Origin of the sequence: Acidovorax sp. A79, assembly GCF_041154505.1 — a bacterium.
In the GTDB taxonomy this organism is placed as follows: Bacteria; Pseudomonadota; Gammaproteobacteria; order Burkholderiales; family Burkholderiaceae_C; genus Acidovorax.
In genome coordinates this window covers 537990-553350 of the sequence record NZ_AP028672.1, presented here as the reverse complement: position 1 = coordinate 553350, position 15361 = coordinate 537990, and the positions used below count along the sequence as shown (strand labels likewise).

The 15361-nt window shown below is 65.9% G+C and carries 14 protein-coding genes and 1 tRNA gene; 7 read left to right on the top strand and 8 right to left on the bottom strand.

What is annotated here, in order from left to right; translation table 11 throughout:
- Positions 1 to 74 precede the first annotated feature (74 nt).
- Complete coding sequence (locus ACAM51_RS02490; protein WP_218294749.1) at positions 75 to 1262, bottom strand: ABC transporter substrate-binding protein; 1188 nt, start codon at positions 1260 to 1262, stop codon at positions 75 to 77.
- 294 nt (positions 1263 to 1556) lie between these two features.
- On the opposite strand from ACAM51_RS02490, the gene ACAM51_RS02485 reads away from it, so the two are divergent.
- The 4 genes from ACAM51_RS02485 (at position 1557) to ACAM51_RS02470 (ending at position 4476) form a co-directional block, all read left to right on the top strand.
- Positions 1557 to 2768, top strand: a complete 1212-nt coding sequence (locus tag ACAM51_RS02485) for an HPP family protein (protein ID WP_255591529.1) — start codon at positions 1557 to 1559, stop codon at positions 2766 to 2768.
- 224 nt (positions 2769 to 2992) lie between these two features.
- Complete coding sequence (gene infA / locus ACAM51_RS02480) at positions 2993 to 3244, top strand: translation initiation factor IF-1 (protein ID WP_218294751.1); 252 nt, start codon at positions 2993 to 2995, stop codon at positions 3242 to 3244.
- A 172-nt stretch (positions 3245 to 3416) separates the two neighbouring features.
- Positions 3417 to 3493: transfer RNA gene (locus tag ACAM51_RS02475), tRNA-Pro, on the top strand.
- A gap of 185 nt (positions 3494 to 3678) precedes the next feature.
- Positions 3679 to 4476, top strand: coding sequence for a DUF1624 domain-containing protein (locus ACAM51_RS02470; RefSeq protein ID WP_369642640.1), 798 nt, complete (start codon positions 3679 to 3681; stop codon positions 4474 to 4476).
- Between the two features lie 144 nt (positions 4477 to 4620).
- Here ACAM51_RS02470 and ACAM51_RS02465 read toward each other — a convergent pair whose 3' ends face one another.
- From ACAM51_RS02465 to ACAM51_RS02440, 6 genes are all read right to left on the bottom strand, one after another.
- Entirely contained in the window at positions 4621 to 5406 is a 786-nt protein-coding gene (locus ACAM51_RS02465) for a peptidylprolyl isomerase (RefSeq protein WP_218294753.1), read from the bottom strand.
- A 67-nt stretch (positions 5407 to 5473) separates the two neighbouring features.
- Positions 5474 to 5734 carry a BolA family transcriptional regulator gene (locus tag ACAM51_RS02460; protein WP_218294754.1) on the bottom strand — a complete coding sequence of 87 codons (261 nt, stop codon included), beginning with the start codon at positions 5732 to 5734 and terminating at the stop codon, positions 5474 to 5476.
- Between the two features lie 13 nt (positions 5735 to 5747).
- Positions 5748 to 6296, bottom strand: coding sequence for a septation protein A (locus ACAM51_RS02455; RefSeq protein WP_218294755.1), 549 nt, complete (start codon positions 6294 to 6296; stop codon positions 5748 to 5750).
- Between the two features lie 24 nt (positions 6297 to 6320).
- Entirely contained in the window at positions 6321 to 6734 is a 414-nt protein-coding gene (msrB, locus tag ACAM51_RS02450) for a peptide-methionine (R)-S-oxide reductase MsrB (protein ID WP_218294756.1), read from the bottom strand.
- Complete coding sequence (locus tag ACAM51_RS02445; protein WP_369642639.1) at positions 6731 to 8212, bottom strand: YdiU family protein; 1482 nt, start codon at positions 8210 to 8212, stop codon at positions 6731 to 6733. The genes msrB and ACAM51_RS02445 overlap by 4 nt, the downstream gene beginning before the upstream one ends.
- Positions 8213 to 8334: 122 nt before the next feature.
- Positions 8335 to 9378, bottom strand: a complete 1044-nt coding sequence (locus tag ACAM51_RS02440; protein WP_218341100.1) for an AraC family transcriptional regulator — start codon at positions 9376 to 9378, stop codon at positions 8335 to 8337.
- Positions 9379 to 9561: 183 nt separating this feature from the next.
- Between ACAM51_RS02440 and ACAM51_RS02435 the strand changes: the two genes are divergently transcribed.
- On the top strand, positions 9562 to 11268 hold the full coding sequence (locus ACAM51_RS02435; protein WP_218294759.1) for a carboxylesterase/lipase family protein: 1707 nt from the start codon (positions 9562 to 9564) through the stop codon (positions 11266 to 11268).
- 30 nt (positions 11269 to 11298) lie between these two features.
- Here the strand turns inward: ACAM51_RS02435 and ACAM51_RS02430 are convergent, their stop codons facing one another.
- Positions 11299 to 11985 carry a Crp/Fnr family transcriptional regulator gene (locus ACAM51_RS02430; RefSeq protein ID WP_218341101.1) on the bottom strand — a complete coding sequence of 229 codons (687 nt, stop codon included), beginning with the start codon at positions 11983 to 11985 and terminating at the stop codon, positions 11299 to 11301.
- A 216-nt stretch (positions 11986 to 12201) separates the two neighbouring features.
- On the opposite strand from ACAM51_RS02430, the gene ACAM51_RS02425 reads away from it, so the two are divergent.
- Together ACAM51_RS02425 and ACAM51_RS02420 are read left to right on the top strand one after the other, a co-directional pair.
- Positions 12202 to 13845, top strand: a complete 1644-nt coding sequence (locus ACAM51_RS02425) for a 3-(methylthio)propionyl-CoA ligase (protein ID WP_369642638.1) — start codon at positions 12202 to 12204, stop codon at positions 13843 to 13845.
- Positions 13846 to 14127: 282 nt separating this feature from the next.
- Complete coding sequence (locus ACAM51_RS02420) at positions 14128 to 15360, top strand: branched-chain amino acid ABC transporter substrate-binding protein (protein WP_218294762.1); 1233 nt, start codon at positions 14128 to 14130, stop codon at positions 15358 to 15360.
- Position 15361 lies beyond the last annotated feature (1 nt).

Genomic DNA, 15361 nt, shown 5'->3' with positions numbered 1-15361 from the left:
GTGTCAAAGTCGCGGGTTGCCGCCACGGAAGGCGGGGCGCGCCTTGGGCGGGCCGTCCGCGGCGCGCGGGGGCTTCAGCCCATTCGGCATCCTGCGCCGCTGTCGGCCAGGGCCTTGGCGGCCACGCCGATCACCTTGTTTTCCTTGTTCTCCACGCGGCGCAGGTAGATGTCCTGCACCGGGTTGTGCGACTTGCTCATCGTCCACTTGCCGCGCGGGCTGTCGATGGTGGCGTTTTCCATGGCCTTGATGACGGCGGGCTTGGCAGACAGATCACCCTTCACGGCATTGGCGCCCTGCACCAGCAGCAGGCCCGTGTCGTAGCCCTGCACCGCGTAGACGTCGGGCTGGCTGCGGAACGCCTTGGCGTATTCCAGGCGGAACTGCTTGTTGCGCGGCGTGTCCAGCGAATCGCTGTAGTGCATGGTGGTGATGATGCCGTCGGCCGCAGGGCCCGCAGCGTCCAGCACGCCTTCGGTCAGGAAGCCCGACCCGTACAGCGGAATCTTGTCCTTGAGGCCTGCCGCCGCGTAGTCCCGGATGAACTTGGCGGCGCCCCCGCCGGCGAAGAAACAGGCCACGGCATCGGGCTTGAGCGCGGCGATCTCGGTCAGCAACGCCTGGAACTCCACATTGGGGAAGGGCAGGCCCAGCTCCTTGACGATGGTGCCGCCCGCGGCGGTGTAGCTTTGCTTGAAGCCTTCGAAGGCCTCGTCGCCGGCCGCGTACTTCCAGGTGATCCAGACGGCCTTCTTGTGGCCCTTCTCGACCATGGCCTTGCCCAGGGCCAGCGTGGGCTGGGAATTGCTGAAGGAGGTTCGGAACACGTTGGGGGCGCACAGGGCGCGCGTGGCGGCATGCACGCCCGCGTTGGGGATGAGGTTGAGCACGCCGGTGTCGCGCGCCACCTTCTGGATGCCCATCTGCACGCCCGAGTGCACGGTGCCGATCAGCACGTCCACCTTGTCGCGCTGCACCAGCTTGCTGGCGTTTTCGACGCCCTTGCTGGGCTCGGACTCATCATCCACCTTGAACCACTCAATCTCGCGCCCGCCGAGCTTGCCGCCTTGCTGGTCGATGGCCAGGCGCACGCCGTTCTCGATGGCCACCCCCAATTGGGCGAAGGTGCCCGTGTAGGGCAGCATGAAACCCACCCGTACCTTGCCGCTTTGCGCACGCACGATGGAGGGCAGCAACAGGCCCGTGGATGCGGCGCCAACGAGGGCGGCGCTGCGGCTGATGACGAGGCGGCGGGTGGTCATGGAATGGAGCTCCTTTGTTTAGGCTTAAAGCAATTTACCCCAACGTCCCCTGCAGGAAACCTATGGCTTACCCGTACCGGGGACACAGCGATGGGGGCTTGGTGGGGCGCCCCGGGATCGCCTGGCATGAAGGCGGCAAAATAGGGGTTGTCCAGAATCTCCTTTCGAACGCCCGTGCCTCATGCCCCTCGTGACGGCGAGGGACTCCGCCCTGAAGCGGTTGCGTTGCCGAACCGCTGCTGCTGCTCCATGCCCCCATCCGACTCCGATCATTCCGTGTCTTCTTCTGCCGCCATGGAGGGGGCAGACGCATCTGCGTATGTCCGGACCCTGCGTTGGCTTCGCAATTTCTGGCCTGCGCCGCTGGGCATCGACGGGCGTGAACGCCTGCGTTTTATCGCCGGTGCCGTGATCGGGGTTCTCATCACAGCATTGCTCAGCCGGTGGTGGGCGGGCGACGCGGCCTCGGGCCCCTGGATGGTGGCGTCCCTGGGGGCCAGCGCCGTGCTGGTGTTCGGCATGCCGTCGAGTCCCCTGGCGCAGCCGTGGCCGGTGCTGGGCGGCAGCACGCTGTCGGCGCTGGTGGGGGCGCTGTGCTCGGCGGTGGTGCCTGACCCCGTGATATCCGGCGCCCTGGCCGTGGGACTGGCCATCGCGCTCATGGTGCCGCTGCGCTGCCTGCACCCGCCTGGCGGTGCCATGGCCCTGTATGTGGTGCTGACGGCGGGCGATGGCTTGCATCTGGCCGTGTTTCCCATCCTGTTCAATGTCGTGATCCTGCTGATCGCGGCCATGGTCTACAACGGTCTCACCGGGCGCCGGTATCCTCATCCACAGCGGGTGGCGCCCAGAACCCACGTCGCCAAAGGCGCGTTCACCGCCTCTGACGTGGACGCGGCGCTGGCCCACTACAACCAGGTGCTCGATGTCAGCCGGGCCGACCTGGAGGGGCTGCTCCATCTGGCGGGGCGTGCCGCGTTCCAGCGCACGCTGGGAGATGTGCGCTGTGCGGACATCATGTCCAAGCCTCCGTTCGCGGTGGAGGCGGGTGTCTCGCTCAAGGAGGCATGGACGTTGATGCGCAGCGAGCAGATCAAGGCGCTGCCCGTGGTCGATATGCAGCGGCAGGTCATCGGGATCGTGACCGTGGCGGATTTCATGCGGCTCGCCAACCTGGACCTGCATGAAGGCCTGGGCCAGCGCCTGCGTGCGCTGGTCATGGGCCGCAGCGGCCAGCCCACTGCGGTGGACCAGATCATGTCCCACCCGGTTCAGGTGGCCCGGACCGGGCAGCACGCCATGGACCTCGTTCCCCTGTTTTCGCAGGGGGGCCACCACCACATCCCCATCGTGGACGAAGAAGACCGCCTGGCGGGCGTCATCACCCAGACCGATCTGGTGCGGACCCTCGCCGTGGCCGTGCAGGGGCGCGCCGAAGATGGCATGTCTGCGCCGCCCCGGGCGCCTCGTGCGCAGGCGGCCCCGGCCGCCCAGGCAAGACCGTAGGCAGATTGCTGCACATCGCGGTACAATCGACAGGCTTTGCACAGCGCTCTGCCTGTCCATTGACGCCGTCTCCCCCGGCCCTCTGCCTGATCTGCGCCCCGGGTGCAGCGACTCCCACCGCCCGCAATGCACCGTGTGTCGAGCACCGTCCCACGCGGTAGCTGCCGTGGCGGATGCACGAATCAGGCGCCGATCACAGAATATTTGTTTTGAAGAGATAGAACATGGCCAAAGAAGAACTCATTGAAATGCAAGGCTCCGTGACGGAAGTCTTGCCCGACTCGCGCTTTCGCGTCACGCTGGACAACGGTCACCAACTGATCGCATACACCGGCGGAAAGATGCGCAAGCACCACATCCGCATCCTGGCGGGTGACAAGGTATCCCTGGAAATGTCGCCCTATGACCTGACCAAGGGGCGCATCACCTTCCGCCATCTGGCCGGCCGCGGCCCTGGCCCTTCCAGCAACCGCTGATCCCCTGGGCTTGAGGTCCGCTGGTTTTCTTGCTGTTCCCGTGACCGTGCGCTGCTTCGCACGGGGTGTGATACCCGTCGGTGCCGGTCCCCATGAATTGCTTTCAGAAAAATCACAAAAAGCGGGCATCGAGCCAAAAACAGGCAAATTCCCGGGTTAGAATACGAGCTGTCGGAGCGTAGCGCAGCCTGGTAGCGCATCTGCTTTGGGAGCAGAGGGTCGCGAGTTCGAATCCCGCCGCTCCGACCAATGTTTGAAGGCCTTGCAGCACATGCTGCAGGGCCTTTTTTCTTGCCTGCTGGTTTTCCCGGTTCCTGGTTGCGGTTCCACGCGGCTGCCGCGGCGGCATCGGATTTCCGTACCATCGGGGCTCGCCGTGGCGAGCTGCCATCCGCACCCCCGTCACCGCTCGCCGCCCCTTCGCCTGCAATGCAATGAACCGCGTGCCTTCCCCTTTACCCGCTTCGTTTTCCCATTCGTCGCCGCGCTATGACAGCGTCGATGCCCTGCGCGGCCTGGCGATGGTGTGGATGACGGTTTTTCATTTTTGCTTTGACCTGAGTCATCTGGGTTTCTGGCCCCAGGATTTTCGGGGCGATCCGGTCTGGACCCTGCAGCGCACGGCGATCGTGAGCCTGTTCCTGTTCTGTGCCGGCCTGGGGCAGGCCATTGCACTGCAGCAGGGGCAGGGGTGGCGACGGTTTGGGCGGCGATGGCTGCAGATCGCCGGCTGCGCGCTGCTGGTGTCCGCGGGGTCGTTCGTGATGTTCCCGCGCAGCTTTATCTATTTTGGCGTGCTCCACGGCATGGCGGTGATGCTGCTCATCGCCCGAGGCACGGCGGGCTGGGGGCGGTGGCTGTGGCTGGCAGGGCTGGTGGCGGTGGCGCTTCCGCCGCTGGCGCAGCAGCTTCTGGCCAGCGCATGGTCCGAGGCCGCGCCGTGGTTCAACGGACGTGCCCTCAACTGGCTGGGCCTGGTTTCTCGCAAGCCGTTCACGGAGGACTACGTGCCGGTGCTGCCCTGGCTGGGCGTGCTGTGGTGGGGGCTGGCCGCTGGCCAATGGGCCATGGCGGCGGGGGCGCGGGCCGGGGGGGCGCCGTTTGGGCGGCTTCCGGGGGCTTTTCAGCCCCTGGCACTGCTGGGCCGGTGGAGCCTGAGCTACTACATGCTGCACCAGCCCGTGATGATCGGACTGCTGATGGCCATGGCCTGGATGACGACGAAGGGCTAGCTAGCGCGCGGGGAGCAGGGGGGCGCTGATGCATGCGCTGCATGCGGCATCGACAGAAACGCGGCTGTGCCACCATGAAAAAACGCGGCCTGGGCCGCGTTCGTTTCGGGCGGGCATCGCAGCAATGCGATGCGGCGGGACCCGTTACTCGACCTTGGCCTTCGCGCGCAGGTCTTCCTGGAACTTCGCCAGCTTTTGCTGTTGCAGCTGCTGTGCCACCTGGGGCTTCACTTCTTCCAGCTTGGGCAGTTCTGCCTGGCGCACATCGTCCAGGCGGATGACGTGCCAGCCGAACTGGCTCTTCACGGGGGCGTCGGTCATCTTGCCCTTTTCGAGCTTGACCAGGGCTTCGGTGAATTCACTCACATAGCTGGAAGGGTTGGCCCAATCCAGGTCGCCGCCCTTGGCACCGGACCCTGGATCCTTGGATTGCTTCTTGGCGATGTCTTCAAACTTGGCGCCCTTCTTGATGGAAGCGATGATGGCCTTGGCATCCGATTCCTTTTCCACCAGGATGTGGCTGGCCTTGTATTCCTTGCCGCTGTTGGCCGCGACGAACTTGTCGTACTCAGCCTGGATCTCGGCATCGGTCACCGGGTTCTTCTTCTGGTAGTCGGCGAACAGTTCGCGGATCAGGATGGTCTGGCGGGCCAGATCCATTTGCGCCTTGTAGTCCGCCGAGCCTTCCAGGCCGCGCTTTTGCGCTTCCTGCATGAAGATTTCGCGGGTGATGACTTCTTCCTTGATCTGGCCTTCGATGTCCGGTGTCACGGGGCGGCCCGAGCGCTCCACTTGCTGCTTGAGTGCCTCGACGCGCTCTTTCGGCACGGCCTTGCCGTTGACGATGGCGACATTCTGGGCGGAAACGGGCAGGGCCATCGTGCCCAGCACGGCGGCGGCCACGAGGCCGGACAGGAGCTGTTTCTTCATGCGGAATCCAAAAAATGAGAGGTTGTTTGCCAGCTGAGTTCCGGCAACTGGGGACATGGGGGCCGGTTCAGAGAACTTCAATGGCAAGGGCGTGAACCCCTTGGTCAATAAATTCTTGCAGCGCATCATACACAAGGCGGTGCTGCGCGACCCGGGCCTTGCCTGTAAACAAAGGTGACGAAATGCGGACCCGGAAATGGGTGCCGAAACCAGTGCCGTTGGCCCCCGCATGTCCCGCATGGGCGGCGCTTTCGTCGAGCACTTCCAGGGCCGTGGGCGTGAGCCGGTCCGCCAGGGCCTGGTGCATCTGCTGCGCGAGTGTGGTCATGGCAGGTCGTCCTTCAGGCTGCGGGCTCATCGCCTTCGTCGCCCTTGAGGTGGGGCGCCACATAGATGCCCTGGCCCACCAGGAAGACCAGCGGGAAGGCATACCCCCAGAGCTTGAAGTCCACCCAGGCCTCGGTGCTGAAGTTGACGACGACATACGCGTTGATGGCCGACATGAACGCGCAGTACACGATCCAGGCGACGTTCAGCCGGTGCCACACACCCTCTGGCAGGGTCAGCTGGCTGCCCAGCAGCATCTTGAGGAAGTTCTTCTTCATGATCCACACCGCCACCGCGAGCGCGACGGACATGGCGCCGTACAGCACGGTGGGCTTCCACTTGATGAAGCGGTCGTCCTGCAGCACCAGCGTGAGCGTGCCGAACAGCAGGATCAGCACCAGGGTCACCTTGTGCATGGTCTGCAGGCGCCGGTCGATGGCGTAGATCAGGGCCATCTGCGCGACGGTGGCGCCCATGAGCACCGCGGTGCCCACATAGATGCCGTACAGCTTGTAGGCCCCGAAGAACAGCAGGATGGGGAAGAAGTCGATCAGGATTTTCATGGGGTCAGGGGCGGGTCTCGGGGCTCAGTCCTTGCCGGATTCGAAATCCAGCGAGGCCGAGTTCATGCAGTAGCGCAGGCCGGTGGGGGTGGGGCCATCTTCGAAGACATGGCCCAGGTGGGCCCCGCATTGTGCACACACTGTCTCGGTGCGGACCATGCCATGGCTGCGGTCCACGATCTCGGTGATCGCCCCGGGGATGGCCTCGGAGAAACTGGGCCAGCCGCAGCCGGCATCGAACTTGGTCACCGAATCGAACAATTTCGCGCCGCAGCAGATGCAGTGGTAGCTGCCATCGGCCCAGTGGGCCTCGTATTTGCCGGTGAAGGGGCGTTCGGTGGCGGCATGGCGCGTCACCTGCAGGGCGGCGGGTTCGGCGCCCTTGCCCTGCAGGATGGCTTGCCACTCGGCTTCGGTCTTCTGGACGGGGTAGGTCATGATGAACAGCTGATCTCGATGGAAGACGCCCAGTCGGGCGGGAAGGCTGCGTAGGCGTCGTGCCCGGGGTGCTCGTCGAAGGGGTACTCCAGCAGCCGCTGAAGGGTTTGGAGTTCGCTGAAGTCGCCAAGTTTCGCCGCGCGGATGGCTTGCTCGCCCAGGTGGTTGCGCAAGACGAACTTGGGATTCGTTTTCAGCATTAAATCGGCTGCTGGCGCTTGCCCATCAAGCGTCAGTAGCTCTGAATAGGATAGCAACCACTGGTCCAGGGCGGCGCGGTCGGCAAACAGGTCCCGCACCGGCTCGAAATCGCGCCCGGCCACTGCATGCGACAGGCGGCGCCAGAAGATCGTGTAGTCCACACCGTTGCGGGCGAGCAGCAGCAGGATGCCGTCGATCAGTTGCCCATCGCCTTCGCTGGCGCCCGCAAGCCCCAGCTTGGCGCGCATGCGGGCCATGAATTCCTCGGGGAACACGCTCTTGTAGGACTCCAGGGCCTGCTTGGCCAGTTCCTGGTCGCCGATCAGGGGCAGCAGCGCCTGCGCCAGGCAAAACAGGTTCCAGTACGCCACGTTGGGCTGGCGGTTGTAGGCATAGCGGCCCTGGGTATCGCTGTGGTTGCACACGTGGCCGGGCACGAAGGCATCCAGAAACTGGAAAGGGCCGTAGTCGATGGTCAGGCCCAGGATGCTCATGTTGTCGGTGTTCATCACCCCGTGGCAAAACCCCACGGCCTGCCACTGCGCCATCAGCCTGGCCGTGCGCTCGCTCACGGCCTGCAGCAGCGCGGCGTAGGCATTGCCGCCGACCTCGGTGGTGCCCCGGCATTCAGGGTAGTAGCGGTCGATGACATAGTCGGCCAGGGCCCGAAGCTGTGGCTGCAGGTCGTTGGCGGCGAAGTGCTCGAAATGGCCAAAGCGCACGAAACTGGGGGCCACGCGCGTGACCACGGAGGCTGTTTCGATCTCTTCGCGGCGCACGGGCGCGGGCGAGCCGGTGATGCACAGCGCGCGCGATGTCGGAATGCCCAGGCCATGCATGGCCTCGCTGCACAGGAATTCGCGGATGCTGGAGCGCAGCACGGCCCGCCCGTCGCCCATGCGGGAGTAGGGCGTGCGCCCCGCGCCCTTGAGCTGGATTTCCAACCCGCCGGCGGTTTCCCCCAGCAGGATGGCCCGGCCGTCGCCCAGCTGGCCGGCCCAGACGCCGAACTGGTGCCCGCTGTAGACGCTTGCAAGGGGCCGCGAGCCAGCGAGCAGCACGTTGCCCGTGAAGGCCTGCAGGGCTTCGTCGCTCTCCAGCCATGCAGGGTCCAGGCCGATCAGCCGCGCCACGGCGGCGCTGGTTCCCACCCAGTGCGGCGCGGGCAGCGGGGTCGGGCGCAGTTCGGTGAAAAAGTCCGGTCCCAGGGTCGCGAAACCATGGTTCCAGGCCAGGCCGATGTCGGCGGTGGTGTCGCTGTCGGCGGGCAGGTTCATGGGCTCGATTGTCTCGCACCGGTGATGCCCCGGCCCCGGCAGGGCCATGGGTGGGGGAGGGTGGAACCCGTTGCGCCGCGCGCAGGCCGCCGCGCGGCCCGCGTGGGTTCGCCGGGTTGTTCTCAGGCGCCCTGTTCGGATGCCGTGCTTTCGGGCTCCGCGTGCAGTACGTGGGCCCGGTACTGGCCGGGCGGCATGCCGAACCAGCGCTTGCACGCCCGAAACAGGTTGCTCTGGTCGGCGAACCCCAGCAGATCGGCCACCTCCGCCAGGCTGCGGCGCTCATCGCTCAGGTACTGGCCGGCCAGCTCGCGCCGGGTGTCGTCCAGCAGTTGCTGGTAGCTCACGGATTCGGCCTGCAGGCGCCGCTGCAGCGTGCGGTCGGTCAGGTGCAGGCGCGCCGCCACGTCTTCGCGGCGGGGTTCGCCCAGGTGCAGGATGCGGGCCACCTCGGTGCGCACGCGCGTGCTGGCCAGCGTCTGGCCCAGGTGGTCCAGTTCGGTCTCGACCAGTCTTTCGTGCAGGGCCCACAGGCTGGGGTTGTGGGTGGGAATGGGGGCCAGAAGGTCGGCCTCGGCCAGCAGGAAGCGGTTGGCGGGCTGGCTGAAGTGCGGCAGCAGGCCGAAGGCGGAGCGGTAGCGCGCCTCGTCCGCGGGCGGCGGGGTGATGAGTTCGACCGCCAGCGGCGTGAGCTCGCGGCGCGTCAGCCAGCCGCACAGGGTCAGCAGGGTCAGCACGGCGAACTCGACCCGCTGGCGCGGAATGGGCCGTGTGGCGCCGATGTGGCTCAGGACGAGCCAGTACCCGCGCGGCCCGCGCTCCATCTCGAAGGTGGTGGCGTCCGAGATCACCGCCATGTGCCGCTGCAGGTGCTGAAACCCAACGAGGAGATTGGGGCCCGACGCCAGCGCATAGCCCACCAGATCCACGTTGCCGTAGCGCCCGGTCAGGTTGCGGTCGAGCCCCAGCCCCGGCTTGCCGTACTGCGCCGCGGCCAGCTCCCACAGGCGGCTCACGCGGTCCACGTCGACGCGGGTCTGGGGCAGGTGCAGCGCGGCCAGGTCGATGCCCGCCTCGGTGCACAGCTGTGCGGCCGGCAGGCCCTCGGCCGCGAACATGTCCGCGATGCCCCGCACCCAGGCGGCCGAACTGGTGCGTGGGGTCATGGGTGGTTTTTCCCCTCAGGGTTAACGCTAGGGTGGTGTTCTGAAGTCACTGTTTTGGCGAGGTTGCGATAGTGGGCCGAAGGCGAAGCATTCACACAATCGTCGCTGAGGACGGGCCCTGCCGCAAGTGTGACGCTTCAGAGAGGCCCGCCCCATTCCTGAAAACCCCAAAGGAGACAAAACATGCCCGATTTTCAGTGGTGTCTGCGGTGGAGTGCCGCCGTGCTGTCGGTGTTGGCGACAACGGCGTGTGGCGGTTCGGACGGCAAGCCCCCCGAGCTGCGGGAAACCCGCTACGGCATGGTGCGTGGCGTGGACGACAGCGCCGCCACCGGCACCTATGCCTGGAAGGGCATTCCCTTCGCGAGGCCGCCGGTGGGCGAGCTGCGCTGGCAGCCGCCGGTGGAGCCCGTGGCGTGGTCGGGCGAACGCAATGCCAGCCAGTTCGGCAATGCCTGCCTGCAGATGGGCCGCATCTACGGTCCCGGCGCCAACAACCGGTTCGACGACACCATCGGCCAGACGCTCAACACGCCCGTGGGGAACGAGGATTGCCTGACGCTCAACATCTGGCGCCCGGCCACGTCGCAGGACAACCTCCCCGTGCTGCTGTTCCTGCACGGCGGCAGCGCCATCTCGGGCTACACCGCCGATCCCGTGTACGACGGCGCGGCGCTGGCCCGCGCGGCCAATGCCGTGGTGGTGACCGCCAACTACCGCCTGGACGTGCTGGGGTTCATGCAGCTGCCCCAGCTGCACGGCGGCGGCCAGCCCTATACAGGCAACTACGCCCTGCTCGACAACGTGCAGGCACTGCGCTTCATCCAGAACAACATCGCCGGTTTTGGCGGCAACGCGGGCAATGTCACCCTGATGGGGCAGTCGGCGGGCGCCATCAATGCGCTGGCGCTGCTGACGGCGCCCCAGGCTGCTGGGCTGTTCCACAAGCTCCTGCCGGTGAGCGGGGGGATTTCGCTGGCGGCGAATCTGCCGCCCGGCTCCATTCCCACGCTCAATCCTGCATCCCGGTATGCCACCCAGTCCGGCATGCTGCTGGCGCATCTGGCCCTGGCCGACGGCCTGGCGCCCGCGTTGCCCGCCGCCCAGGCACTGGTCGCGGGCTGGCCCGCCTCCCAGGTGGCCGGCTACCTGCGCGGCAAGGATGCGAGCGTGATCCTGCAGACGCTGCTCAAGAACGGGCTCACCGGGTCCGGCCCCATCCCCGACGGCGTGGTGGTGCCCGCCGATCCGATCGCCGAACTGGGAGCCGGGCGCTATCACAAGGTGCCTGTCCTGTCCGGCTACACGGCGGACGAGGGCAAGCTGTTCGCGCCGTTCCTGGCATTGCTGGGGGGCAAGCCGGGGATGAAGATTTCCGACGCGGACCGCTTCGCGATGATGCAGAAGTTCAACCCCGACGCGCCCACCACGCTCACGGCCGGCGACATCCTGGATGCCTCCTATCTGCCCGTGACGGCGCCCGGCACGGGCTACAACGCGCGCACCCGCCTGCTGGGCAGCGTGTTCATCGACCCGAGCCGCGACAACCTGCTCAACACCCTGCGCAGCCAGCAATCCGCGGTATGGAGCTACCAGTTCAACTGGGCGCAGCAGCCCGCGCCCTGGAACGACGTGTACGGCGCGGCGCATGCGTTCGACCTGCCGTTCCTGTTTGGCAACTTCGGGCCCTCGGTCTTTGCCAGGGCCACCAACAGCGCGGCCAACCAGCCAGGGCGCCTGGCGCTCTCCAAGGCCATGATGGACAGCGTGCGCGCGTTCGTGCACACGGGAGATCCGAACAACGCGACGGTGAACCAGAACTGGAAGCCGTGGCCCAGCCGGCTCCTGTTCGACGCCGACCAGAAGGCCGTGCGCCTGAGTGTGCAATAAGGTGAGGGTGCCAGTGCGATCTGCAGGGTGTCAGCGCGCCGCGGTGGCGGCGAGGTACGCGTTCAGCGCCTCGTCGTCCACGATGGCCACACGTCCGAAGTCCAGCGACACGATGCCCATGCCTTCCAGCGCGCGCAGCACCTTGTTCACCGTCTGGCGCGACAGGCCCACCAGCTGGCCCAGCTCGTCCTGCGTGAGGTTCAGCCGCCGCGTGCTGCGCCAGAACAGGCGGCTCAGGTACAGCGCGACGCGGTGCTCGGTGGACTGGGTCCGTCCGGCCTCGATGATCGTCATGGCCTGGCCCAGCCGCATGTTCAGGTGCAGCACCAGAAACTGGTTGAACGCCAGGCTGCTCTCGCGCAGCGTTGCGAACAGCGGCAGCGGCAGGCACAGCAGCGTGGTGGGGCGCAGGGCGACCACGTGGTACCGGCGGGGCTCGGGCTTCATGGCCGATCCTTCGCCGAACCATTCGCCATCGGGCACGCCGATGAAGGCCGAGGAGCGCCCCTGGCTGGCGGGGCTTTGGAGCATCACCAGGCCGGACAGCACCGCGTGCCAGCCTTGCACGGCACTGCCGGCCGGCATCATCACTGCGCCCTTGTCGCCGTGCGTGGCGAATACCTCGGCGCGCAGGCGCTCCTGCAGGGCTGCGGGCACGCTGGCAAACCAGGGCTGGGCCGCGATGAACCGTGGGGCGGAGGGGGCGGAACTGAGCATGGGCGTGATTGTCACCGCCCACGCCAGGCGTTCAGGGTATTCCCTTGGCCTTTGTCAATGGGACGACAGGTGTTGGCAGGCGCGGCCGCCGCGCGCACACTGCGGCCCTGTTGCATGTGCGCCGGCCGGCCAGTCCGCTTGCCCTGGGCGACACCGCAATGAGACACGCCGCGCTACGATGACCATTCCATTCACCACAACATCCAAGGAGCACACATGCTGGGCCTGATGCAGAGCCAACCGTTGCTGATTTCGTCGTTGATCGAGTTCGCAGAGCGCCACCATGGCGATGCCGAAATCGTGTCGCGGCGGGTCGAGGGCGACATCCACCGCTACACGTACCGCGATCTGGGCGCGCGTGCACGCCGGTTGGCCAATGCGCTGGACGAGCTCAAGCTCGCGTTCAGCGACCGCGTGGCCACCCTGGCCTGGAATGGCTACCGCCACATGGAGATGTATTTCGGCGTGAGCGGCTCCGGCAGGGTGCTGCACACCGTGAACCCGCGCCTGCACCCCGACCAGATCGCCTGGATCATGAACCATGCCGAAGACCAGGTGCTGTGCTTTGACGTGACGTTCCTGCCCCTGGTGCAGGCCGTGCATGCCCGGTGCCCCACGGTGAAGAAATGGGTGGCCCTTTGCGATGCGGACAAGCTGCCCGCGGATTCCGGCATCCCCGGCCTCACGAGCTACGAAGCCTGGATCGGCGCGCAGTCGCCGGACTACGCCTGGCCCGCGTTCGACGAGAACTCGGCATCGAGCATGTGCTACACCAGCGGCACCACGGGCAACCCCAAGGCCGCGCTCTACAGCCACCGCTCGACCACGCTGCACGCCTATGCCGCCGCGCTGCCGGACGTGATGTGCCTGTCGGCCCGCGACTCGGTGCTGCCCGTGGTGCCCATGTTCCACGTCAACGCCTGGGGCATTCCGTACTCGGCCGCGCTCACGGGCTGCAAGCTGGTGTTCCCCGGCCCGGCCATGGACGGCAAGTCGATCTACGAACTCATCGAATCCGAGAAGGTCACCTACGCGGCCGGCGTGCCCACCGTGTGGCAGATGATGCTGGGCCACATGAAGCCGGCCGGCCTGAAGTTCTCCACGCTCCGGCGCACCGTCATCGGCGGCTCGGCCTGCCCGCCCGCGATGATCCATGCATTCAAGGAAGACTTCGGCGTGGAAGTCCTGCACGCCTGGGGCATGACCGAGATGAGCCCGCTGGGCACGCTGTGCACGCTCAAGAACAAGCACCTGGCCATGTCCAAGGACGACCAGATGAAGATCCTGCAGAAGCAGGGCCGCGCGATCTACGGCGTGGACATGAAGATCGTGGGCAGCGACGGCAGCGAGCTGCCCTGGGACGGCAAGACCTACGGCGACCTGCTGGTCAAGGGGCCGTGGATCGTGGACAGCTACTTCAAGGGCGAGGGCGGCCATCCGCTCATCCAGGATGCCCAGGGCCGGGGATGGTTTCCCACCGGCGACGTGGCCACCATCGATGCCGACGGCTTCATGCAGATCACCGACCGCAGCAAGGACGTGATCAAGTCCGGCGGCGAATGGATCAGCTCCATCGACATCGAGAACATCGCCATGGCGCACCCCGCGATTGCGATGGCGGCCTGCGTGGGCATGCCGCATCCCAAGTGGGATGAGCGCCCCATCGTGGCCGTGGTCAAGCGCCCCGGCACCGAGGTCACGCGCGAGGAGCTGCTGGCCTTCTACGAAGGCAAGACCGCCAAGTGGCAGATCCCCGACGACGTGGTGTTCGTCGAGGCCATTCCACTGGGCGCCACCGGCAAGATGCTCAAGACCAAATTGCGTGAGCAATTGAAGGACTACAAGCTTCCGGGCCTTTGAAGAAAGCTTGACGGCGGTGGCCTCAATGCATCGCCGTCGTCGTGGCCGTCGAATCTGGCGCAGACCAGGCCAGGCCAGGCCAGTGCACCCGTGGAACCGGCTTTGCCGGGCCACAGGGTGCGTCCCCCTCCCGCGCAGCGAGAGACGGGTGAAGGCGCGCAGCGCCACAGGGGGTGACACCGATTCCAGTCACGTGTGCGACGCTGGTAGGGGCAATCCCTGAGCATCGCTTTGTTGCAACGCGGTACGCTGCGTTGTGTTGATTTACAAGGAGACAAGACCATGAAATTTGCTATTAAGGCTGTAGCAGCCTCGGTACTGTTGGCAAGCGCTGGCGGGGCATTCGCTCAAAAGGGCGAGACGGTGAAGATCGCCTGGCTCGACCCGCTCTCCGGCCTGATGGCGGCAGTGGGAACGAACCAGCTCAAGAGCTTCCAGTTCATCGCTGAAGAGTTCAACAAGAAGAACCCGGCGGGCGTCAAATTCGAGATCATCGGCATCGACAACAAGCTCAGCCCCCAGGAGACCACGAGCGCCCTGCGTTCGGCCATGGACCAGGGCGCACGCTACGTGGTGCAGGGCAACGGTTCCGGTCCGGCCCTTGCCATCATGGACGCGCTGGAAAAGCACAACGCGCGCAATCCCGGCAAGGAAGTGCTGTTCCTGAACTACGCGGCCGTGGACCCCGACCTGACGAACAGCAAGTGCAGCTACTGGCACTTCCGTCTCGATGCAGACACCTCCATGAAGATGGAAGCGCTGACGACCTACATGAAGGACTTGCCTGAAGTCAAGAAGGTCTACCTGATCAACCAGAACTACTCGCACGGCCACCAGGTGGCGAAGTTCGCCAAGGAAATGATGCAGCGCAAGCGCCCCGACGTGCAGTTCGTCGGCGACGACCTGCACCCCCTGGCCCAGGTGCGCGACTTCTCGCCCTACATCGCCAAGATCAAGCAGTCGGGTGCCGACAGCGTGATCACCGGCAACTGGGGTTCCGACCTGGCGCTGCTGATCAAGGCAGCCAACGACGCGGGCCTGAACAACGTCAACTTCTACACCTACTACGGTTCCGTCACCGGCAGCCCCACGGCCATGGGCGCCGCCGCGGCGGGCCGCGTGTACATGGTGGCCTATGCGCACATGAACTTGCCGGGCGAGCTCAACAAGATCGTGGTGGACTACAAAAAGAAGTTCAACGACGACATGTACACCGGTGCCGTGTACCACGCGTTCACCATGCTGTCCGAAGGCTTCGCCAAGGCCAAGTCCACCGACCCGGTCAAGGTGGCCGCCGTGTTCGAAGGCATGAAGTTCAAGAGCTTCAACGGCGAGGTCGAGATGCGCAAGACCGACCACCAGCTGCAGCAGGGCCTGTTTATCTCCAAGTGGGAAAAGGCGGGCGCCAAGTTCCCGATCGACTCGGAGAACACCGGCTACACCTTCGTCCCTGTGAAGTACTACGAGCCCTATGTGGCCAGCACGCCCACGTCGTGCCAGATGAAGCGCCCGTAAA

Coding starts and splice junctions, on each gene's coding strand:
- ACAM51_RS02490 (WP_218294749.1), bottom strand. CDS start 1,262: ATGACCACCCGCCGCCTCGTCATCAGCCGCAGCGCCGCCCTCGTTGGC.
- ACAM51_RS02430 (WP_218341101.1), bottom strand. CDS start 11,985: ATGCTCAGTTCCGCCCCCTCCGCCCCACGGTTCATCGCGGCCCAGCCC.
- ACAM51_RS02425 (WP_369642638.1), top strand. CDS start 12,202: ATGCTGGGCCTGATGCAGAGCCAACCGTTGCTGATTTCGTCGTTGATC.
- infA (WP_218294751.1), top strand. CDS start 2,993: ATGGCCAAAGAAGAACTCATTGAAATGCAAGGCTCCGTGACGGAAGTC.
- ACAM51_RS02460 (WP_218294754.1), bottom strand. CDS start 5,734: ATGACCACACTCGCGCAGCAGATGCACCAGGCCCTGGCGGACCGGCTC.
- ACAM51_RS02435 (WP_218294759.1), top strand. CDS start 9,562: ATGCCCGATTTTCAGTGGTGTCTGCGGTGGAGTGCCGCCGTGCTGTCG.
- ACAM51_RS02420 (WP_218294762.1), top strand. CDS start 14,128: ATGAAATTTGCTATTAAGGCTGTAGCAGCCTCGGTACTGTTGGCAAGC.
- ACAM51_RS02465 (WP_218294753.1), bottom strand. CDS start 5,406: ATGAAGAAACAGCTCCTGTCCGGCCTCGTGGCCGCCGCCGTGCTGGGC.
- ACAM51_RS02445 (WP_369642639.1), bottom strand. CDS start 8,212: ATGAACCTGCCCGCCGACAGCGACACCACCGCCGACATCGGCCTGGCC.
- ACAM51_RS02470 (WP_369642640.1), top strand. CDS start 3,679: ATGAACCGCGTGCCTTCCCCTTTACCCGCTTCGTTTTCCCATTCGTCG.
- ACAM51_RS02440 (WP_218341100.1), bottom strand. CDS start 9,378: ATGACCCCACGCACCAGTTCGGCCGCCTGGGTGCGGGGCATCGCGGAC.
- ACAM51_RS02455 (WP_218294755.1), bottom strand. CDS start 6,296: ATGAAAATCCTGATCGACTTCTTCCCCATCCTGCTGTTCTTCGGGGCC.
- ACAM51_RS02485 (WP_255591529.1), top strand. CDS start 1,557: ATGGAGGGGGCAGACGCATCTGCGTATGTCCGGACCCTGCGTTGGCTT.
- msrB (WP_218294756.1), bottom strand. CDS start 6,734: ATGACCTACCCCGTCCAGAAGACCGAAGCCGAGTGGCAAGCCATCCTG.